The 20291-nt window shown below is 46.0% G+C and carries 21 protein-coding genes; 4 read left to right on the top strand and 17 right to left on the bottom strand.

The features are described 5' to 3' along the window. Positions 1-46 precede the first annotated feature (46 nt). The 3 genes from acnA to QSV55_RS05560 form a co-directional block, all read right to left on the bottom strand. On the bottom strand, positions 47-2752 hold the full coding sequence (acnA, locus tag QSV55_RS05570; RefSeq protein WP_289651018.1) for an aconitate hydratase AcnA: 2706 nt from the start codon (positions 2750-2752) through the stop codon (positions 47-49). 140 nt (positions 2753-2892) lie between these two features. Beyond that, positions 2893-4227, bottom strand: coding sequence for a TrkH family potassium uptake protein (locus tag QSV55_RS05565; protein ID WP_289651017.1), 1335 nt, complete (start codon positions 4225-4227; stop codon positions 2893-2895). A gap of 65 nt (positions 4228-4292) precedes the next feature. Further along, the gene (locus QSV55_RS05560) at positions 4293-5816 is read right to left on the bottom strand and encodes a glycine betaine uptake BCCT transporter (protein ID WP_289651016.1); all 1524 of its coding nucleotides are present in this window, start codon (positions 5814-5816) and stop codon (positions 4293-4295) included. Positions 5817-5988: 172 nt separating this feature from the next. Here QSV55_RS05560 and mscL point away from each other — a divergent pair, with 172 nt between their 5' ends. Continuing rightward, complete coding sequence (mscL, locus tag QSV55_RS05555) at positions 5989-6357, top strand: large conductance mechanosensitive channel protein MscL (protein WP_133450574.1); 369 nt, start codon at positions 5989-5991, stop codon at positions 6355-6357. A gap of 36 nt (positions 6358-6393) precedes the next feature. Here mscL and QSV55_RS05550 read toward each other — a convergent pair whose 3' ends face one another. From QSV55_RS05550 to QSV55_RS05530, 5 genes are all read right to left on the bottom strand, one after another. Continuing rightward, positions 6394-7005: an SCO family protein gene (locus QSV55_RS05550; RefSeq protein ID WP_133450573.1), complete on the bottom strand. Its 612-nt coding sequence runs from the start codon at positions 7003-7005 to the stop codon at positions 6394-6396. 81 nt (positions 7006-7086) lie between these two features. After that, on the bottom strand, positions 7087-9984 hold the full coding sequence (locus tag QSV55_RS05545) for an AAA family ATPase (RefSeq protein ID WP_289651015.1): 2898 nt from the start codon (positions 9982-9984) through the stop codon (positions 7087-7089). Continuing rightward, positions 9971-11086, bottom strand: coding sequence for an exonuclease SbcCD subunit D (locus QSV55_RS05540; RefSeq protein ID WP_289651014.1), 1116 nt, complete (start codon positions 11084-11086; stop codon positions 9971-9973). The genes QSV55_RS05545 and QSV55_RS05540 overlap by 14 nt, the downstream gene beginning before the upstream one ends. Before the next feature lie 76 nt (positions 11087-11162). Further along, on the bottom strand, positions 11163-11381 hold the full coding sequence (locus QSV55_RS05535; RefSeq protein WP_289651013.1) for a DUF2922 domain-containing protein: 219 nt from the start codon (positions 11379-11381) through the stop codon (positions 11163-11165). Positions 11382-11414: 33 nt separating this feature from the next. Continuing rightward, positions 11415-11618 (bottom strand): DUF1659 domain-containing protein, encoded by a 204-nt coding sequence (locus tag QSV55_RS05530; protein WP_289651012.1) that lies wholly within the window; start codon positions 11616-11618, stop codon positions 11415-11417. Between the two features lie 93 nt (positions 11619-11711). On the opposite strand from QSV55_RS05530, the gene QSV55_RS05525 reads away from it, so the two are divergent. Then, positions 11712-12200, top strand: a complete 489-nt coding sequence (locus QSV55_RS05525) for a DUF2621 family protein (RefSeq protein ID WP_133451044.1) — start codon at positions 11712-11714, stop codon at positions 12198-12200. Between the two features lie 9 nt (positions 12201-12209). Here the strand turns inward: QSV55_RS05525 and QSV55_RS05520 are convergent, their stop codons facing one another. From QSV55_RS05520 to QSV55_RS05495, 6 genes are all read right to left on the bottom strand, one after another. Then, complete coding sequence (locus tag QSV55_RS05520; protein ID WP_289651011.1) at positions 12210-12683, bottom strand: CcdC family protein; 474 nt, start codon at positions 12681-12683, stop codon at positions 12210-12212. Position 12684: 1 nt separating this feature from the next. Further along, entirely contained in the window at positions 12685-13368 is a 684-nt protein-coding gene (locus tag QSV55_RS05515; protein WP_289651010.1) for a cytochrome c biogenesis CcdA family protein, read from the bottom strand. A 112-nt stretch (positions 13369-13480) separates the two neighbouring features. Continuing rightward, positions 13481-13711: a YneF family protein gene (locus QSV55_RS05510; RefSeq protein WP_133432703.1), complete on the bottom strand. Its 231-nt coding sequence runs from the start codon at positions 13709-13711 to the stop codon at positions 13481-13483. A gap of 92 nt (positions 13712-13803) precedes the next feature. Continuing rightward, on the bottom strand, positions 13804-15792 hold the full coding sequence (gene tkt / locus QSV55_RS05505; protein ID WP_289651009.1) for a transketolase: 1989 nt from the start codon (positions 15790-15792) through the stop codon (positions 13804-13806). Positions 15793-15796: 4 nt separating this feature from the next. Continuing rightward, positions 15797-16036: a DUF896 domain-containing protein gene (locus tag QSV55_RS05500; protein WP_289651008.1), complete on the bottom strand. Its 240-nt coding sequence runs from the start codon at positions 16034-16036 to the stop codon at positions 15797-15799. A gap of 105 nt (positions 16037-16141) precedes the next feature. Further along, a complete protein-coding gene (locus QSV55_RS05495) occupies positions 16142-16345 on the bottom strand; it encodes a hypothetical protein (protein ID WP_289651007.1) in 204 nt (67 codons plus the stop codon). A 142-nt stretch (positions 16346-16487) separates the two neighbouring features. Between QSV55_RS05495 and lexA the strand changes: the two genes are divergently transcribed. Both lexA and QSV55_RS05485 read left to right on the top strand, forming a co-directional pair. Beyond that, a complete protein-coding gene (lexA, locus tag QSV55_RS05490; protein WP_133450563.1) occupies positions 16488-17108 on the top strand; it encodes a transcriptional repressor LexA in 621 nt (206 codons plus the stop codon). A gap of 206 nt (positions 17109-17314) precedes the next feature. After that, on the top strand, positions 17315-17752 hold the full coding sequence (locus tag QSV55_RS05485; protein WP_289651006.1) for a hypothetical protein: 438 nt from the start codon (positions 17315-17317) through the stop codon (positions 17750-17752). Between the two features lie 32 nt (positions 17753-17784). Here the strand turns inward: QSV55_RS05485 and QSV55_RS05480 are convergent, their stop codons facing one another. From QSV55_RS05480 to guaC, 3 genes are all read right to left on the bottom strand, one after another. Further along, the gene (locus tag QSV55_RS05480) at positions 17785-18201 is read right to left on the bottom strand and encodes a hypothetical protein (protein ID WP_133450561.1); all 417 of its coding nucleotides are present in this window, start codon (positions 18199-18201) and stop codon (positions 17785-17787) included. A gap of 8 nt (positions 18202-18209) precedes the next feature. Further along, positions 18210-19196 carry a CAP domain-containing protein gene (locus tag QSV55_RS05475; RefSeq protein ID WP_289651005.1) on the bottom strand — a complete coding sequence of 329 codons (987 nt, stop codon included), beginning with the start codon at positions 19194-19196 and terminating at the stop codon, positions 18210-18212. 74 nt (positions 19197-19270) lie between these two features. Then, entirely contained in the window at positions 19271-20254 is a 984-nt protein-coding gene (gene guaC, locus QSV55_RS05470; RefSeq protein WP_133450559.1) for a GMP reductase, read from the bottom strand. Between the last annotated feature and the right edge of the window lie 37 nt (positions 20255-20291).

Genomic DNA, 20291 nt, shown 5'->3' with positions numbered 1-20291 from the left:
TTCGCTCCATTATATCAAAAAAACCGGCTATTCAGCCGGTTTTGCATTAAGCCAGTTTATTACGGAGCACCATTTGGAGAATGCCACCATGACGATAATAATCGATCTCGACTTCTGAATCGAAGCGTGCAAGCGCATCAAATGTCACTTGAGAGCCGTCTTCTTTAACAGCTGTCACTTTAACAATATCCCGAGGACGGATGCCTTCATGGATATCCACTGAAATCGCTTCGCGTCCAGTCAGGCCTAACGACTCTGCCGATTCGCCTTGCATGAACTGAAGCGGCAGCACACCCATCATGACAAGGTTCGAGCGGTGAATACGCTCATAACTCTGTGCGATGACTGTCTTAACGCCTAAAAGATTGGTTCCTTTAGCTGCCCAGTCACGTGATGAGCCCATACCGTAGTCATGGCCCGCCAGTACAGCGAGTCCGGTGCCGTCAGCTGCATACTTCATCGCAGCATCAAAAATCGGCATCACTTCGCCGGTCGGCCAGTAAGTTGTAAAGCCGCCTTCTGTGCCCGGGGCAATCTGATTCTTGATACGGATATTGGCGAATGTACCGCGCATCATCACTTCATGGTTACCACGACGTGAACCATAAGAGTTGAAGTCGCGGATATCAACACCGTGGTTTTTCAGATACAGGCCGGCTGGTGTATCTTTACCGATGGCGCCGGCTGGTGAGATATGGTCAGTTGTCACTGAATCACCAAATTTACCCATTACGCGTAAATCTTTAAGCGGCTGAATGATGCCAGGTTCCTTCGATAAGTTCTGGAAGAACGTCGGATTCTGGATGTAGGTTGAATTCGGATCAAAGTCATATAATGGCTGGTCTGTAGATTCAATCGCATTCCACAGGTTGTTTGAATCAAAGACGGATTCATATTCTTTACGGAATAATTCCGGCGTTACGACTGAGTGAACCGTATTTTTGACTTCCTCGATAGTCGGCCAGATATCTTTCAGGTAGACGTCCTGACCATCAGCCCCTTTACCGAGCGGGTCGTTCTGCAGGTCGATATTGACTGTACCAGCAAGCGCATATGCGACAACAAGCTGCGGAGAGGCTAAATAGTTCGCTTTAACAAGCGGATGAATACGTCCTTCAAAGTTACGGTTACCCGATAAGACGGATGTCACGAGAAGATCTTCACGCGAAATCGCTTCCTCTATTTCAGGCAATAAAGGTCCTGAGTTACCGATACATGTCGTACAGCCGTAGCCGACAGTGTTGAAGCCTAACTGATCTAAATAGTCCTGAAGTCCGCTTGCTTCCAGGTAGCCTGTAACTACCTTAGAACCCGGCGCAAGTGAAGTCTTCACATACTCCGGCACCTGCAGTCCCTTTTCGACAGCTTTCTTCGCGACGAGTCCTGCGCCGAGCATGACGTAAGGATTGGACGTATTCGTACAAGACGTAATCGCCGCAATCGCGATGTCACCTGTCTTGATCTCCCCTTGATGACCGTCGGCAAAGCTGATGACAGCTTTCTTATCAAACTCAGAGTCATCAAAGCCATGTCCCTGGTTACCGGCAGGTGCTGTGACAGATTGCACGAATTCTTTTTTCATGTCGCTCAGCTTGATTAAGTCCTGTGGACGTTTAGGACCTGCTAGAGAAGCTTCAACTGTTGATAAGTCAAGGTTGACAATATCGGTATAAGTCGGTTCCGGCTTATCGACAGTGAAGAACATATCATTACGCACTAAATACTCTTTAACCACCTGAATATGCTGGTCGTCACGGCCTGTCAGACGCAGATATGCAAGAGATTCTTCATCAACCGGGAAGAAACCACAAGTTGCACCGTACTCAGGCGCCATATTGGCAATTGTTGCACGGTCAGCGAGCGGCAATTTTTCAACCCCCGGTCCGAAGAATTCAACAAATTTACCTACTACCCCTTTTTTACGGAGTTCCTGCGTCACACGAAGAGCCAGGTCTGTCGCTGTCGCTCCTTCAGGCAGTTCACCTGTCAGTTTGACCCCGACGACTTCCGGAATCGGGAAGTATGACGGCTGGCCGAGCATACCCGCTTCCGCTTCAATACCGCCGACGCCCCAGCCGAGCACACCGATACCATTGATCATCGTTGTATGAGAGTCAGTACCGACCAGTGTATCCGGGAACGCGACCTGCTCACCGTTGATTTCTCTTACATGAACCACATTCGCTAAGTATTCTAAGTTCACCTGGTGGACGATACCTGTTGCAGGCGGCACTGCACGATAATTATCAAATGCTTTCGTAGCCCAGTTCAGGAACTGGTAGCGCTCTTTATTACGAGCGAACTCAAGTTCGACATTGCGTTTAAGGGCTGACTCGTTCCCGTATTGATCGACCTGTACGGAATGGTCGATAACAAGGTCAACCGGCACTTCCGGATTGATCTTCGTGACGTCGCCACCGACATCATCCATCGCTTTACGCAGTGAAGCTAAATCAACGACAGCAGGTACGCCTGTGAAATCCTGCAGAATAACACGCGACGGCTTAAAAGGCACTTCTGCATTCGGATCATTTTTTTTACTCCATTTTGCTAAATGCTTGATGTGGTCCTCTGTAATCACTCGTCCGTCAAACTGTCGCAGGACTGATTCCAGTAACACACGGATAGAATAAGGCAATTGACTGATTTCACCGAGTCCGAGTTCTTCAAGTGATTTTAAGCTGTAAAATGTGTATGTCTTGCCGTTCAATTCAAAAGTCTGCTTCGATGACTGCTGAAGATTTGAATTCATATGTTTCCCCCCTATTAATTAAAAGCCCTTTCACTATCATTTTAATCAATTGCCAAAAAGAAGTAAACAGACTCTGATTTTGAATAACCAATAATAAACCATAAGTTTTGCTTATAAAAAAAACGCCTGTTCGGCGTTTTTTAACCCGTCAGTATATCCTGTTTAGGATAATGATAGAGTTGTTTCTTCGGTTTTGAGAAAGTGAAGACGATGGTCAGGACCCCGATTTTACCTATCATCATCATCAGGATGATCAACAGTTTGCCGGCAACAGACAGCTTCGCAGTAATCCCCATCGTCAGTCCGACAGTCCCGAAGGCTGATACCACTTCAAAGAAGAGCGGCAGAAAAGGCAGGTCGTGCTCAACCTGGACGAGTAAAAAAGTGATCACAAATATAAGCGTGGAACTGAGAACCACAATCGCAAAGCTTCTCAGCAAGAACTTCATTTCAATTGCGCGTTCGAAAATGTTGATTTCCTCCCGCCCTCTGATATAGCTGATGGTACCAAAAATAATCATGGCTGCTGTTGTCAGCTTAATCCCTCCGGCAACCGAAGTGGAGCCTCCGCCGATGAACATCAGGAGCATCATCAGCAGCAGGGAATCCGTATTCATCGCTCCGATGTCGATGGAATTAAAGCCGGCAGTCCTTGTCGTTACAGCCTGAAAGTAAGCCATCTGGAGCTGATCAAACCAGTGATAACCGCCTAAGGTCTTCTGGTTATGAATCTCCAGCAGAAAGATCACGGCAGTCGCGAAGAAGTTGACAAGGAGTGTTCCGATCAGCATGATTTTCGTATGCACGCGCAGGGCCTGGAAAGATTTCTTCTTGAAGAGGTCGATATAGACCGTAAAGCCCAGTCCGCCCATGATGATGAGTGATGTCACGATGAAGTTGATGACCGGATTTGTGCGATGTGACATCATATTGTCACTATGCAGTGCAAATCCTGCGTTGTTAAAGGCACTGATGGACGTGAACAGACTGCGATATAAGCCGTTCCAGAACCCATAGGCGGGAATCCACTCAAGTGCGAGCAGCAGCGTGCCGGCGAATTCAAAGCCGAGGCTGATCAAGAGGACAAACTTGACGAGACGTAAGATGCCGCCGATGCTCGTCTGATTGAGCGCCTCAGTGATCAGGAAGCGGTTCTTCAGACCGACCTTCCTGCCGATCAGGATAAAGATGACCATCCCGAGTGTGACAATACCGAGTCCACCGACCTGAATGAGCAGCATGATGACCGTCAGACCGAAATAAGTGTAGTCCGCTGTAATGTCTATTGTCGCAAGCCCTGTCACTGTAAAGGCGCTTGTCGCGATAAAGAAATGATCAATCAATGGCACCGGGTGCTTCTGTGCGATAGGCAGTGCCAGTAGCAATGTACCGAAACATAGTGTGATCAGAAAAGATAGCAGAATAATCGTATAGGGATTGGATTTCTTTTTGATAATGGCCCCCTCCTCACTCATCTATTATCTGTTAAAACAGAAATTAATCAATAGAAAAAAGACGAATCGACTGATTCGTCTTTCATTTAATCCTTTTTCCTGAAACGTTTGTCCGGTTTCAAGGTCAGACCGAGATGTAATCTTTCTTTATTCGCATCCTTGTACAAGGACACCATCATACCGATCAGAATGAACGAGAACGGGAAGGCCACAATGATCGCGGCACTCTGCAAGGCATTTAAACCGCCTGCATAGATCAGTACAAGCGCGATAAGAGATTGGGAGATTCCCCAGATGACTTTCACTGTATTCGGCGGATTCAATGAACCGTGTGTAGACTGCATACCCAGGACAAAAGTTGCGGAATCCGCAGAGGTGATGAAGAACGTACCGATCAGCAGTAACGCAAGAATCGATAAGCCGATACCGAGCGGCATCTCGTGGAAAATCCCGAATAACTGCGTCTCAACCGACATCTTACCGATGGCCGGGATTTTCTTGACGGCTTCTATTGCGGTAGTACCGAAGACACTGAACCAGAAGAAGCTTAACAGTGACGGCACAAGCAGGACCCCTAAAAGAAATTCTCTGATCGAACGGCCCTTAGAGACACGGGCAATAAAGATGCCGACGAACGGGCTCCAGCTCATCCACCAGCCCCAGTAATAGATGGTCCACGAACTCATCCATTCCCGTTTCGTTGCATTAAGCGGTGCTGCATCAAAACTCATAGAGATGAAATTCTGCAGCAGGTTACCGATAGACGTGGAGAACATATTCATGATCAGAATCGTCGGCCCGACAAAGAGAACTGCGAAGAGCAGCAGTGCCGCGAAAAAGATGTTTAAGTTACTCAAATACTGAATCCCTTTAGATAAGCCTGACCATGCACTCATCAGGAACAGAACTGTCACTATAATGACGATGATCACTTTCACGCCGAAGGTATTCGGCACGTTGAAAAGATAATGTAATCCACCATTGATCTGCTGAGCACCCATCCCTAAGGAAACTGCAACACCTACAATTGTCGCAAATACTGCAAGTACATCAATGATAGTACCTAATACACCTTCAACATGTTGTCCGAAAATAGGACGTAGCGTCCGTGATATAAGTCCCGGCTCTCCTTTTCGGAACTGAAAATAAGCAAGTCCAAGTGCAACAACCCCATAAATGGCCCACGCATGGAAGCCCCAGTGGAAGAACGTCATTCTGAGAGAATCTCTGAACGCCTGATCTGTACCGCTTTCGGCAGTAGGTGGCGTCAAGAAGTGACTGAGTGGTTCGGCAGCTCCGTAGAAGACCAGTCCGATACCCATGCCGGCACTGAATAGCATCGCAAACCATGAAACCAGGCTGAACTCAGGCTGATCTGACGGTTTGCCCAGCTTCAGTTTGCCGATCGGACTCAGAATGAGGAACACGCAGAAGATGACCATAACTGTCGAAATGATGACATAGTACCAGCCAAATTCCTTCGAGATCAAATTGTTGATGTGACCTGTCACCTTCTCGAAATGCGCCGGCCAGATGGCTCCGAGCAGCACCGTGATCAGTACAAGCACCATTGAGATATAAAATACTTTGGTAATTTTAGCTTTTTCCATTTTGCATCTCCTTTACTCTAGGATAAAAGCAATGTACATCATAACGCACTTAGAGTAAACTTTCAACTTTGCACGGTTGAGCAGTTGGATAGAGACGCTTTCATTAATTTCAATTAAGTGTTTCTTTTATGTGCAATATCATGTAAAATGTTCACACAGGAGGTGACTATACATGTCATTAATTAAAGAATTCAAAGAATTTGCTATTAAAGGTAACGTCCTTGAACTTGCAGTCGCTGTTGTCATCGGTGCTGCATTCGGTAAAATTGTTACAGCGTTAGTTGAAAGTGTCATCATGCCTATCATCGCACTCGTCTTCGGCGGCAAAACCGACTTCGCCAGCGACTGGGCATACATGGGTATCAAATACGGCGTATTCATTCAATCCATCATTGACTTCTTAATCGTTGCAATCTCCATCTTCTTATTTGTTAAGGTCTTCAATAAATTAACGAGAGCACAACCGAAAGAAGAAACGATTGAAGCGAATACTGCATTACTGACGGAGATCCGTGACTTACTGCGCAACAGAAATATCTAATTAAAAATACCGCCTGCACATCTGTGCAGCGCGGTATTATTTTTTATACGGTCCTTCTTTGATCATTGTCTTCACATCTTCTACAATTTCACCTTTCGGGAACTTCTGGTCGCCTGTATCTTTACCGATATAATCCTTGATGACGGTGCCATTTTGATCAATCAGATAGAAAGAAGTCCCGTGTGTAGCTTGATCATTTCCTGCGGTCGGCGGGACAGCGATGGTCTTGAAGTTCTCCTCACCGAACTGACGGATGAATTTTTCATCATAGCCAGTCATCAGTTTCCAGTTATCTGTCTTGGCGCCGTACTGCTCAGAATAGGCTTTCAGCTTGGCCGGCGTATCCCGTTTAGGGTCAACACTGAAACTGATGATACCGTAATCTTTGACGCCCTCTTTTTCGAGTTCATCCACGACTTGCGTCATGTTATAGGTCATCGGCGGACAGACAGTCTCACAGTTCGTGAAGATGAAATCCGCAAGCCAGACTTTGCCCTTCATATCCTGACTCGAGAACATTTTACCGTCTTCGTCTGTCGCCTTGAATTCTGAGACCTGATTGCCGTAACTCGGCTTAGGTTCGAGCCTCGAGTTACTGCAGGCCGCTAAAAATAAGATCATACCCATCAAAAAAACTAATTTCTTCATAACAGCATCCTCCTTGATATAAATAATATATCACAGAGTTTTTTAGTACATGATCAGAAATTTTGACTAAACTGTAACAATTTATTTGACCGCAAAACGTGTCGTGCTGATATAGCCGCTACTTTCAACATGAAGAATTGCCGGAATTCTTGACTTCAGCATCTCAACATGCGAGATCAGACCGACCATCTTACCGCTTCTTTCCAGCTCTATCAGTGATTCAATCGCCGTCTCGAGCGTCTCATTGTCCAGCGTGCCGAATCCTTCGTCAATGAAGACTGATTCCAGGCTGATGCCACCAGACAGCTGCGTCACATAGTCACTTAACCCAAGCGCCAGCGCAAGAGAGGCCAAAAACGTCTCGCCACCTGACAGTGTAGTGATATCCCTCACCTGATTGGAATAGCGATCAAATATCTCGATATCCAGTCCGCTATAGCCGAGCGACTTCTCCTTCTTACGTCTGAACTGATAACGATGATGGGTCATATCATTCAGCCTGACATTAGCGAGAAGAAGGGTCTGTTCCAAATAATAGGTCAGCACATAATTCTCCAATGTCAGGTTGTGCGGGTTCTTACCGCTGAGGAGTCTCGACAGCTCAAGAGTATCCTGCTGCTTCAGCACCTTCGCCTCATATTCCTTCAGTCCTGCTTCAATCTGTTGCAGAAGTTTCTCATTGTCTTTCACTCTGATGAGCCGTGTATGCTTCTCTGCCTCGAGCATCGTCACTGTGTCCTCCAGATTCCTGACGGCCTCTTCCATCGGACGGATATCAGTGAAAGTACGCCCTGCAATCTGACCGTTCAGCTCATCTAGTTTGAACTGAACAGCCTGAACCGCTGACCGATACTCCTCAATCTCTGCCTGCAGAGTGTCCAGAAGGCTCATATCTATATTCAGTGCCAATGCTTCTTCCGTCAGCTTATTCTTCTCAAGGTCAGATCTGAGTTTTAATGTGAGTGCTTCATATTCTGTTTCACTGTCAGCCAGCAATGCCGTTACATGGCTTACTTCATTTTCAAGCCCGGCTATGTCATGTTCTTTATCATGTACTTGACTGTTAAGTTCCGCTTCTGTTGTTTCATAGTCCTGAATCACCTGATCGTATCGGTGCCAGGTTTCCTCAAACTGTCTGTAGTTCAGGGACCCTGTCCGAGACCTGAACTGATCATAGAGCTGTGTCTGCGTCAGTAATTCATGCTGCAGTTTTTCATCACGCTGCAGATGCGATTGATAAGTCTGCTCATTTTTCAGGTCTTCCTGATAACGAGCAGCTGATGCCTGGTAACGCATGTCACACTGATCTTTCGCCAGAGTAAGCGCTGATAACTCTGTCTGCAGGCTCTCAATACGCGCTGTCAGTTCAGCTGTCTCATGGAAACTGTATGCCTGTAAAGGTTCAATCAAGCTTTCCAGCCTGATCTTGCGGTGCTCTATTTTCCGGTAGGCTGCCAAGGCCTCTGGATCGGGTAACGGCGGCACTTCACTGACCTGCTGCAGACAGACCGGACATTCCTCACCACTATGCAGGTGCTCTCTCATTTGAGCGATGGCAGCTATCAGCGGTTCTGTCTGGATAAGATTCAGCTCATTTAACTCTTTTTCATACGTCTCTTTGGCCATAGCCTGTTCATTCTGCTTGTCGTAGTCACTCTTTTCACGCTCAAGCTGTGAGATCATGAGCTGCTTGTCCTGTATCTGCTGGCTCAGCGCCTCACGTTCTTCCATCACTGTGGTCAGCTCGTTCAGAAGCGCCCCAGTATCGACTGGCCTGATGTTCTCCAGCTTCTGTCGATGCGCTTGAATCTCTTCGTCAATCAGCGCAATCCTTGATTCTAATTCTTGCCATTCTTCTTCAACGATATAATGCCGATGATGGTCTCTGAAGCGTCTCTTCTCATCAGCTGAAGACTTATCTTGTTCGAGTTGCGCTTGACTTTCCTTTAAGGATGCCAGCAGATTCTCCTCAGAGATTTTGTCGGCAGTCAATGCCTTCTGCTTGGCGCCCCACGCTGCACGTCTGTCCTGTAATTTGGCGAGCGCTTCCTTCTTCTCCTTCAGATAGTCCAGTACCTTCAGCTGGCTGACTTTGTCCCTGACTTCCTGAATATAGCCCTGCTTTGCTATTAAGTCACGCTGCTGTTCTTCTGTGGCCTTTAACTGCTGCAGCCAGTCATTGACTTGGGCGGCTTCTTCAAGTGTCCGCCGCTTGGCTGACAGCAGTTCGCTCTTCTCCTTCCAGTCAGCTTGTACGGCTTCAAGTGCCTGCTGCTGCCGCTGCACCTCTTCCTGGTAAGACATGAACTGCTGTCTGACTGTCCCTTCAGACTTTGTTTCACTCTTGATCTGCTCCAGCAGAATGTACAGCCGTTCCTCCAATGAATGGACGCGTGCTTCCAGCGCTTTCGTCTCTGCTGTCAACTGATCTTCAAGCAATTTGAAGCGGACGGTGCCAAACAGCGTTCTTAAGACAGGCTGTTTTTCTTTACTGGATGATAGGAGGAAGCGCTTGAACTCCCCTTGCGGCAGGATAAGTATCTGTCTGAACTGATTCACATCCACTTTCATGATGTCATGCACGGCCTGTCTACCTTCTGCGGGTTTTGCTGCCAGTAATTTCTTGTTAGCCGTGATATCATGCAGCTGAAACTTAGTGTCTGTCATCGTCTTGTTGCCCGGCTTTCTGTAGGGCAGCTGGCGCTCAGCTACATAGATCGCGTCGTTTATCTTGAAGGTAAACGTCACGCTGGCAATGTCATTGTCATCAGCAAACTGGCTGCGCAGCGCATTCTTGTCCCTGTCCTTAGTCGAGGCCTCACCGTACAATGCATAGGTCATCGCGTCAAACAGGATGGTTTTGCCTGACCCGGTCCGTCCGCTGATGAGAAAAAGCTGTTCTTCTTTCAGTTCATCAAAATGAACCGTTTCGTTGATAAAAGGGCCGAAGTTTTTCAGCTCCAGTTTAATAGGTTTCATCATTGACCTCCTTTAACAGACGCTCAAGTATCTGCTTCTGTTCAGCATTAACGCCACCTTCAGAGACAGCCCCGATAAACTGTTCAATGATTTCAAGGTCATCCCGTTTATCGACCTCCGCTTTGAACGCTGTTGCAGGTGCAGTATCCTCAATATAGCGCAGCTCCAGTACATAGGGAAAAACTGTCTTGAGGCGTGACATCGGATCCTTGATATGACGCATTCCACTCAGACGGAACTGATAGTAATCATCCTGCTTTAAAGCCAGTTCGTTATTCAGCACCTGGTCATAGCTGCTCTCAATCACGTGCATATCCCGGTACAGCTTAAGTGGCACAAAGACGCTGCGCACCTCGTCATCTACCGTCACCAGCCGGTAGCCTTTAGGCTGCTGCACTTCAGAAAAGGAATATTTCATCAGACTGCCACTGTAGAAGATGCGCTCGGACTGAATCGCAAAGGGATGATGAAGATGACCGAGTGCGACATAGTCGAAGTCATGGAAGACTTTCTCCGGCACGTATTCAACAGCACCGATAGATAAGGTGCGTTCAGAGTCACTTTCCTGTCCTCCCTGAATAAACAGATGACTGATTGCTATGGATTTTCGTTCGTGGTTCATGGTCCCTTTGATCTGCTCGACAATACGGCTGTAACTGTCACGATGGGACCGAATGTCGTCATCCTCAAAATAAAGGCGGGCCTCAGCGGGCTCCACATAAGGAATCAGATAGAAATCTATATTCTGATAGGTCACCGGCTGAAAGCTGTCCGCAATATGAGTGCCGAGATGGAACTGATGCTGCCTGAACCATTCCTTGCCGTAGCCGAGCCGCGCAGCACCGTCATGGTTCCCGCTGACCGCCAGTACAGGGAGATCTCTCTCAATATTGACTTTATGAATGAATGATTCAAAGACCTGGACCGCTTCTTTCGATGGCAGTGCACGGTCGTAGATATCCCCTGCAATGATTACAAGCTCTATGCTTTCTTTGTCTATCTCAGCAATCAGCTGGTCGAGCATAAAGATCTGATCTTCAAGCAGGGGATGCTGATTTAATGTTCTGCCGATATGTAAGTCAGCAATATGCATGATTTTCATGACTTCACCTCAATGCTATTATACACAAAAAAGACATGCCCTTTTCGGGTCATGTCCTAGGTAGATGAAAAATTGATCAGTCTTTTTTAAGCAGGATATTCTCAACGCGGTCAACGATTTTTGCGCTTTTAATCGTCACTGGGCGGCCTGCCTTAGTTTCAAAATACTGCTTATCAATAATCGTCTGCATCACATTTTCGACAGTCTGTGCATTCAGGTTCACTTTAGGATTGGCAACTGAAAATTGATAGCTTTTACCGAAATCCGTCAGGAAAGTCATCTGAAGTGTTTTCATTATGGTGTCCTCCTTTCTTTAATGGTCAGTTCTTTAGTTGACGACTTTCTGTTCTGTCAGTTCTGCAGTCACATAGGTCTCACCTGTCAGTTCGCTGATCAATCCTTGCAGCTCAAGTGCCTGTGAATTCGTCAGATCAAGTCTGACCTGATTGAAACGCCGTGTTTTCTTGGTCTCTCTGCCATTTTCATCGACTGATGCGACGAATGTCAGGACTAAAGTCAGTTCTTTTAACATCTCTTCACCTCCTTTCACCCTATATATCGAATGAAGAGGGAGAAATAGACACAGCTCCATTTATTTTCTATAATGAGGCTTGAGGTGAAAGATTTGAACGACACGTTTATGTATTTAATCTTCTTATGGACGCTTATTTTTATCGGTTTACTCGCAATCGGCGGCTTCTTCATGTTCCGGAAGTTCTTAAAGCGGATGCCAAAAGAAGACGGCAGAAGTGAACTGGACTGGCAGGATTATTATATCCGGCAGGCGCTGCCGCTCTGGCAGGAGGACAGCAGAGCCCTGCTCAATGAACTCGTCTCTCCTGTACCGGAACTCTTTCGGGATGTCGCTAAGGAAAGAATAGCAGGACGCATCTCAAAGATTGCGCTGGACGAGAAAGCAGAAAAAATTGAGCTCGATCATATGATGCGCGGCTATATTATTGCAACGCCTAAACGGGACCACGGCTTTATGAAGAAGAAGCTGAAGGAACTGAATATCGATTACAGCCCCTATATGAAATACTTTGAGTATGCAGATGATGAGAAGAAGAAGTTCTCCATCTTCGATCATTCAGAGCTGGCTCAAAAAAAATAAGACAGTCCATCAATGGACTGTCTTATTTATTTGCTGCTCGATTTTACGGTACTTCAGGTACATGGCAATACGCCAGGGTACGATCATGCTGAATGCCAGCAGGAAGAACATACCTGCGAGTTCGCCGGGATGAATCGTACTGCTGAGAAAGTATTTCATCACGGAGCGTATCACCAGCAGCGTGATCAATATCACCGGAAACAGTTTTGAGCGCTTCATATAGATCTGCTTACCTTTTACCTCAAAATTAGAAGTATAGATCAGGAACAAGGAAAAGAACATCCCGACGACCACCGCTTCCAGAATCTCCATCGGTGTCAGCCTGAAATAAGGAAAGATATACATTAAAGCGCCTGTCGCCATAAAAAATGGCGGTAAAATAATCTTCTTTACGTTGGTAGGATAGTTCTGGGCTTTCATTCTGACTACAATGACGATAAGCCCCATACAAACCGCTACAACCATCGACAAAATGACATACATATTAGATCCCCCAGCTGAATAGTCTAGTAATTTCAACCAACAGGTCGAAGAAAAGCAGTATCCCCATCACAATCATAATGACACCGCCGATTTTCATCAGTACTTGGCTGTAAGTGCGAATGAACTTCAGCTTCGTAATGAAAAATGTCAGCAGGAAGAACGGAATGCAGAAACCAAGGACATAGAGAATCATATAAAACAGAGCAAGTGATTGATTCGAGAGAGCAAGCGAAATAATAGAGCCTACTATCGGTCCCATACACGGCGTCCAGCCGGCCGCAAATGCGATACCGATTACAAGAGAACCGATGTAACCTGACGGCCGGTTCTTGAAGTTGAACTTCCTGTCTGTCATCAGGAAGTCCGGTGTAAAGATGCCAAGCGTGATGAGTCCGAACACAATCATCAACAGACCGCCGACCATGCGTATCGTATCATCATAAGTCTGCAGCAATGTACTGACAAAACCTATTCCTATTCCAAATGAAATATAGACGATTGAAAAGCCGAGGAGGAATAACAGCGTATGCAGGATTGCCTTACGATTAATCTGCCCCTCCTGCAGATCATTGAACGATACTCCAGTTATATACGATAAAAATGCCGGATAGATCGGCAGTACACATGGTGAAATAAAGCTTAAAATACCTGCGCCGAACGCAAGCGCCATTGTCACATCACCCATTTAATCACCCCATTCTTTTCTATATTAGCAAAGAGACAGAGAGGATGAGCCATGATATTTTGAACACTTGATGACAAAAAAGCTCCTATCCAGCCAGGACAGGAACTCATCATTATTTCAGATTCTGATTCATGTTTTTGTTCATCATAGACATCATCTGATTGATTTTCTTCTGTGATGGTTTCTGACCCATCTGCATCATCATCATGCGTAACATTTCTTCGTTTATCGGCGGGTTCTTTTTAAGATAATCCATCATATATTGACGTGCGAAATAAAAACCAGCGGCTGCTCCAGCGGCTGCTGCAAGAATAATTAATAAAATCCAGATCCAAGTTGCCATTCTTTCACCCACTTTCTCATTCCTATCAAATTTTACTAAAATACAGCTCATTTTTCAACCATAAAAAAACTACCGGTCACCCGGTAGCTCTCTTAAAAATGACTCAGAATTTCCTTGACCACATTTTCTTTCGTAAAGCCGTATTTCTCCATGACGATGTCTCCAGGGGCACTGGCACCGAAGCGGTCAATACCAATGACCAGACCATCCAGACCGACATATTTATACCAGCCGTCTGTCGCGCCCATCTCAATCGCCACCCGTTTAGTCAGATTGCGTGGCAGAACCTGTGCTCGGTAGTCAGCGTCCTGCTGATCGAACATATTCAGGTTCGGCATAGAGACGACCTGAACCCCTTTACCTTGTGCTTCAAGCTGCTTTCCTGCCTCTAAAGCAAGCGAGACTTCTGAACCTGTCGCAATGATCAAGTATTCAGGTGTCTCAGACTGGTAGACGATGTAACCGCCTCGGCGCACCCCTTCTTCAAGGACCGATTCTTCTACATCGAGTACAGGCAGATTCTGACGAGTCAGCACCAATGCCGTCGGATCTTTCTTCGATTCCATCGCCACCTGCCATGCAACCCGCGTTTCGTTACCATCAGCCGGACGGAACAGATTCAGATACGGCATCGCCCGCAGACCAGCCAGCTGTTCAATCGGTTCATGGGTAGGACCATCTTCACCGACAGCGATTGAATCATGGGTGAAGACATAAGTGGACGGCACACCCATTAACGCAGCTAAACGCAGCGCAGGTTTCAGGTAGTCACTGAAGACAAAGAATGTTGCACCGTAAGGTTTGACCCCGCCATGGGCAGCCATACCATTAATCATCGCTGCCATCGCAAATTCTCTGACCCCGAACCAGATATTACGTCCTTCAGGTGTATCAGCAGAGAAATCCGCCTCTTCCTTGATATTTGATTTATTAGAAGAAGCTAAGTCAGCAGAACCACCGAATAACTGCGGTACAGACTGAGATAATGCCTGAAGCACCTGACCGGAAGTACTCCGCGTTGCATCTGATGTCCCTACTTCAAATTTCGGCAGTGCAGCGGCATAATCTTCCGCGAGACGGTTCTCTATCGCTGCATCCAGCTCCTCACCGAGTTCAGGTAAAGCTTCTTTATATGCCTTGAATGCCTCATGCCAGGCAGCTTCTTTGTCATTCGCACGTTTCAGCATCGTATCCCGGAAGATTTCATAGACTTCTTCAGGTACGTTGAATGTCTGTTCCGGATCCAGGCCGTAGTTTTCAAAAACAAGCTTACGTTCGTCAGCGCCTAACGGAGAACCGTGGACCCCATTCGTGCCCTGCTTGTTCGGTGAACCATAACCGATCACGGTTTTAACTTCAATGATAGTCGGACGGTCAGCCTGTTTAGCCTGATTGATGGCTGCATCAATCGCACTCACATCATTGCCGTCTTCCACTAAGATATGCTGCCAGCCGTATGCTTCAAATCGGCCTTTAATCTGTTCTGAGAAGGCTTTATCCAAGTCACCATCCAAGGAGATGTCATTAGAATCATATAAAGCAATCAGTTTATTTAATTTCAAATGCCCCGCAAGTGAAGCCGCTTCGTGCGAGATACCTTCCATCAGGTCCCCGTCAGACACAAGGACATAAGTAAAGTGATCAATGATATCATGACCCTCTTTATTGAACTTAGCAGCTAGATGCTTTTCGGCCATGGCCATACCGACACTCATCGCAAACCCTTGTCCGAGCGGTCCGGTTGTAATGTCCACCCCGTCTGTATGATTAAATTCCGGATGGCCCGGTGTCTTAGATTCCCACTGACGGAAATTCTTCAGTTCCTCAAGTTCAAGCGCACCTGAAACATGCAGCAGTGAATAAAGAAGCGCTGAGCCATGGCCCGCTGACAGAACAAAGCGGTCGCGGTCAAAGAAATATTTTGAGCTCGGATTAAATCTCAGATGCTTGGTCCACAGCGTATAAGCCATCGGTGCTGCACCCATCGGCAAGCCGGGATGGCCTGAGTTCGCCTTTTCAATCTGGTCAATACTTAACGCGCGTAATGTATCAATTGCTAACTGATCGTTTGTCATCATCATTCCCCTATTCTTCTCTGATATTATTCTGACGCTGAATTTCTTTTACTTTGTCCGGTGTCACATCATTGCCTTCCGGATCGATGATTTTAGTGTTTTCAATGGTCTTTTTAAAGCTGTTCCGGAAGTTGGCCAGATATTCAGCCCGCAGGCCAGTCTGTTCCTTTCCTTCTTCGTCGGTTAAACCTGATTCCTTCTTTTTCTGTGAGAGTTCATTCAGTCTTTTAATTTTGTGTTCTTCTAACATAAACCTCATCCTTTCACTAATTAAGATATCAAAATTTATAGCCCAATGCTATCAGGAGTGCTTTTTCAGCACAAAAAAACGCCTGACTCCTGTCAGACGTTAAAATTACCGGACGATGCCCAGCACTTCGCCGTTCATGGTGGCGGAATGTGTGTTCGCAGTCGCTTGAACTTGAGGCTGGCCTCCTTCATGTGTCAGAGGTTTTTCGTAAAGGGCGTTAGATTGTGCCATATATATGATTCCGAACGTTGCCATCATTAAAAAGAAGAAGAAATACGCTAAAAATTCCTTAGAAATTCTAATAATCATGTGATTTTCCTCCAGAACATTTGTTTGTATTCCTACAATAACAGAACACGTGTTCGTTGTCAACAGAAATACGAACAAACGTTTGTGACACCCGAACAAGTATGCTATAATACACATAGAAAGTACACTAAGGAGTGTTCTCATGAAAGAATTAACTAAACGACAACAAGAAATTTATGAATATTTACAACATATTGTTTCAACTAAAGGTTATCCACCAAGTGTCAGAGAGATCGGGGAAGCAGTGGGTCTCGCCTCCAGTTCTACCGTTCACGGCCATCTCTCACGGCTAGAGGAAAAAGGGTATATCAAGCGTGACCCGACTAAACCGCGTGCCATTGAAATCGTCAATTCCACGCCAGCATCTGCATTTTTAGATGAGACGATCATGGTGCCGGTCGTCGGTAAAGTCACGGCTGGTTTGCCGATTACGGCTGTTGAGAATGTTGAGCAGTACTTCCCGCTGCCTTCCCACTTTACATCGAGTCATAATAGTGACGTCTTCATTCTGGAGGTCATCGGAGAAAGTATGATTGAAGCGGGTATTCTGGACGGGGATAAAGTCATCGTGCGCCGTCAGTCGATTGCAGAGAACGGGGATATCATTGTGGCGATGACTGAAGAGGATGAAGCCACCGTCAAACGCTTCTACAAGGAAAGTAACCGTTACCGCTTGCAGCCGGAAAATGCGACGATGGAACCGATCTACTTGAATAAAGTGACAGTACTCGGTAAAGTAGTCGGTCTTTTCCGTGAATTTTAAAATAGGTCACGCTGTTCAGCGTGACCTATTTACGTCCAAGTATTTCTTTGACTTGCTCTAAGATGTCTTTAGTTTCAGTTTTGTCTTGATTCATTGCCATTCCTCTTTTCTAGATTCTGGTTACCCGCTAATGAATATGGATAAACAAACATATTTCATAAAATTACGGGTATGAACAATGTAAATACATCTAAAGGAGAATGATTATGGCTATTGACTATAACTGGGTAAAATCTGAACGTCAGCAAGTACTGGATAAAGTAAAAAACTTAAGTGAATCAGAATTCGCCTTCAACTTCGGTTTCGGGGAAGGCAGTATCAAGAAATCTCTTCTGGCTATCGCCAATCTTTATCAGCCCTCACTCAGCAATAAAGACGGCTTTACCTCATCGCTCGAAAACTATCGGGACAACGAACAGACGCTTAACTTTGCGGATGTGCAGCATTATTTCAATGCGATAGATGCGCATGTGGATGCAGATCATCCTTCAACGGCACAATCAATCGGTGAGGAGTTCCGTCGTCTGGGGCATATCGATACGATGCTGCATATCATCGATCAGGAAGATCACCGGATTGCAGAGCGTACAAGCAGCCGTCAGAAAGTGACAGAACGACTCAATATGACGATTACCCGTCTCTAACAATAAAACCGATGGAAATGTCCATCGGTTTTTTAATGCAGATTGACAAGTGGCACACTTGACTTGATCACTTGGTTCGAAATAATGATCTGTTTGAGTTCATCTGCGATATCCAGTTGGTCAAGATGATCGAATGACAGCCAGACATAAGGTTTCTTTACCTTGAATTCGTCATGGTTCCGCACATTAAAGACGAACGAGGTGGCATTGACGGTTGAAGCTGAGAAAAAGGTCTTCAGCAGCTTCTTGTCTTCCACTACAAACAGAATGCCTCCTACTTTCAGCTGTTTATGCAGACTTGCAGCAAAATTATTGGCACTCTGCTGAATCGATTGATTGCTTCTCTTCACTACAGATGGCAGTTTCATCTGTTTATTGCCAATGTCCTCTACTAAAATACTCTCTTCTGTCGTGATAAGTAATGATGAAAAAATTCTCTCTTTAGCCATATATTCTCCTAATTCTCAGTGATAAAATTTTCTGTATAATACGGAGCATTCTTCTCGTTAAAGGCAACCCCCGTCCCTACTTCACGGAAACGTCGGTTCAGTATATTCTGTCTATGCCCCTTTGAATTCATCAGCCCGTGATGCGCTTCTATGGACGAGACCTGTCCATAGGCGATATTCTCTCCTGCTGTCGTATATGGCAGGCCGTCCTGTGTCATCCGGTCAAAGGGTGACTGTCCCTGCAGATTCGTATGACTGAAGAAGTGATGGTCAGCCATATCTTCTGAATGCCGCCGTGCAGTTCCACTTATTTTATCATTAAATTTCAGCGCTGATAACCCTCGTTTCACACGCGAGGCATTGATCAGCTCAAAATCCAGCTGTTCATTGCTTCTTGCGAGCTGTGCAGATGGCGTCCCGTAAAACTGATGCTTCTGATTGAAATAGGCTGCAGACATCAGCATAAGTGCATCCACACGTCGATTAAACTGGTCATAATAAAATGTTGACCTTATGTCGGCTGATTGATACCTGAAGACATGCTCATCGCTGAACCTGACGCGGTAACTTGAACCCGCTTCTACCGCTAACGGTGTCCCTTTCAGTTTTATGAGCTCTGCGGGAGACATGGCAGTCAGCACACCCTGACTGTCCAGATAGCGCGGATCATTGGAGTAGAGTGCGGCTACACGGTTGTGCAGGTACCCAATCATGACAAAGTGCCGGTACTGCTGATGATAGAGGGTCCATTTTCCGTAAGGGTTGCTCAGTACGCGTTGTTCCTTCCCCAGCAGATGGTCCACCTGTTCTTTAGTCATATTCATCCTGATCTGTCCGACTGTTAATGCCTCTGTCCTGTCAGGTTGTTTCGGCTCTGTCATCTGTCTCAGGCTGTCTTTTACGGTTAAAGTCAGCCGGTCGGGCAATGTCGAAAAGTTGACCGGTACCAAGAAGAGCAACAGGGCCAGCAAGCAGAATATTAGAAGTTTTTTCATGACCTCACTCCAGAAATAAATAAGATTATATCATAGTCGGTCACAAAATAAAAAACATGACCGAAGTCATGTTCTTAGCGATCTGTATCACCATTGAATATTGAGTTCTTAACAATGACATAATTGACTTTACGGATGGATTCCAGATCTTTACCGCCCGCATAGGAAATAGATGACTGCAGGTCCTGCTGCATCTCGATCAGTGTGTCCTGTAATGAACCTTTATGCTCGACGAACATTTTTTTGCCTTCAACATTCTTTTTCTCACCCTTCTGGTATTCAGAAGCGCTGCCGAAGTATTCTTTGTATAATTTTCCGTCAAGTTCCACAGTCTCACCAGGTGACTCTTCATGAGCTGCAAAGAGTGAACCGACCATGATCATGGAAGCACCGAAGCGGATTGATTTTGCGATATCGCCATGTGTCCGGATGCCACCGTCAGCGATGATCGGTTTACGGGCTGCCTTCGCACATTGTTTGACCGCTGCTAACTGCCAGCCGCCTGTCCCGAATCCAGTCTTGATCTTGGTAATGCAGACACGCCCCGGTCCAATTCCGACCTTCGTCGCGTCAGCGCCAGCATTCTCCAGTTCACGTACAGCTTCTGGTGTACCGACGTTCCCTGCGATCAGGAAAGTGCCCGGCAGATGCTTTTTAATATGTCTGATCATATTGATGACTTGATCGGAATGACCGTGCGCGATATCAATCGTCGTATATTCAGGAACGAGTCCTTCTGCTGCCAGCTGTTCGACAAAACGGTATTCACCTTCTTTGACACCGACAGAAATAGAGGCGAAAAGCCCTTTTTCCTGCATGCGTCTGATAAATGGGATACGTGCCGCTTCATCAAAACGGTGCATGATATAGAAATAATCATGCTGTGCAAACCATTCTGCCAGCTCTTCATTCATCACAGTCTGCATATTGGCAGGTACAACAGGAATCTTAAAGGTTTTAGGTCCAAATTCTATGGAAGTATCACATTCACTTCTGCTAGTTACGATACATTTGTTCGGAATCAATTGGATATCTTCATAATCAAATACTTCTTCCATTGTTACCCCTCTTTTCAAATACGAACTTTTATTAGAC

The sequence above is a fragment of the Macrococcus bovicus genome, from assembly GCF_030376725.1.
In the GTDB taxonomy this organism is placed as follows: Bacteria; Bacillota; Bacilli; order Staphylococcales; family Staphylococcaceae; genus Macrococcus; species Macrococcus bovicus.
This window is presented reverse-complemented; position numbering and strand designations above follow the sequence as displayed.

What these genes read in the sequence shown, in the direction of transcription:
- acnA (WP_289651018.1), bottom strand. Translation starts at nt 2,752, where the DNA reads ATGAATTCAAATCTTCAGCAGTCATCGAAGCAGACTTTTGAATTGAAC.
- QSV55_RS05535 (WP_289651013.1), bottom strand. Translation starts at nt 11,381, where the DNA reads ATGAAAACACTTCAGATGACTTTCCTGACGGATTTCGGTAAAAGCTAT.
- QSV55_RS05545 (WP_289651015.1), bottom strand. Translation starts at nt 9,984, where the DNA reads ATGAAACCTATTAAACTGGAGCTGAAAAACTTCGGCCCTTTTATCAAC.
- tkt (WP_289651009.1), bottom strand. Translation starts at nt 15,792, where the DNA reads ATGATGATGACAAACGATCAGTTAGCAATTGATACATTACGCGCGTTA.
- guaC (WP_133450559.1), bottom strand. Translation starts at nt 20,254, where the DNA reads ATGGAAGAAGTATTTGATTATGAAGATATCCAATTGATTCCGAACAAA.
- QSV55_RS05515 (WP_289651010.1), bottom strand. Translation starts at nt 13,368, where the DNA reads ATGGGTGATGTGACAATGGCGCTTGCGTTCGGCGCAGGTATTTTAAGC.
- QSV55_RS05510 (WP_133432703.1), bottom strand. Translation starts at nt 13,711, where the DNA reads ATGGCAACTTGGATCTGGATTTTATTAATTATTCTTGCAGCAGCCGCT.
- QSV55_RS05560 (WP_289651016.1), bottom strand. Translation starts at nt 5,816, where the DNA reads ATGGAAAAAGCTAAAATTACCAAAGTATTTTATATCTCAATGGTGCTT.
- QSV55_RS05480 (WP_133450561.1), bottom strand. Translation starts at nt 18,201, where the DNA reads ATGGCTAAAGAGAGAATTTTTTCATCATTACTTATCACGACAGAAGAG.
- QSV55_RS05485 (WP_289651006.1), top strand. Translation starts at nt 17,315, where the DNA reads ATGGCTATTGACTATAACTGGGTAAAATCTGAACGTCAGCAAGTACTG.
- mscL (WP_133450574.1), top strand. Translation starts at nt 5,989, where the DNA reads ATGTCATTAATTAAAGAATTCAAAGAATTTGCTATTAAAGGTAACGTC.
- QSV55_RS05565 (WP_289651017.1), bottom strand. Translation starts at nt 4,227, where the DNA reads ATGAGTGAGGAGGGGGCCATTATCAAAAAGAAATCCAATCCCTATACG.
- QSV55_RS05540 (WP_289651014.1), bottom strand. Translation starts at nt 11,086, where the DNA reads ATGAAAATCATGCATATTGCTGACTTACATATCGGCAGAACATTAAAT.
- QSV55_RS05550 (WP_133450573.1), bottom strand. Translation starts at nt 7,005, where the DNA reads ATGAAGAAATTAGTTTTTTTGATGGGTATGATCTTATTTTTAGCGGCC.
- lexA (WP_133450563.1), top strand. Translation starts at nt 16,488, where the DNA reads ATGAAAGAATTAACTAAACGACAACAAGAAATTTATGAATATTTACAA.
- QSV55_RS05495 (WP_289651007.1), bottom strand. Translation starts at nt 16,345, where the DNA reads ATGATTATTAGAATTTCTAAGGAATTTTTAGCGTATTTCTTCTTCTTT.
- QSV55_RS05475 (WP_289651005.1), bottom strand. Translation starts at nt 19,196, where the DNA reads ATGAAAAAACTTCTAATATTCTGCTTGCTGGCCCTGTTGCTCTTCTTG.
- QSV55_RS05530 (WP_289651012.1), bottom strand. Translation starts at nt 11,618, where the DNA reads ATGTTAAAAGAACTGACTTTAGTCCTGACATTCGTCGCATCAGTCGAT.
- QSV55_RS05500 (WP_289651008.1), bottom strand. Translation starts at nt 16,036, where the DNA reads ATGTTAGAAGAACACAAAATTAAAAGACTGAATGAACTCTCACAGAAA.
- QSV55_RS05520 (WP_289651011.1), bottom strand. Translation starts at nt 12,683, where the DNA reads ATGTATGTCATTTTGTCGATGGTTGTAGCGGTTTGTATGGGGCTTATC.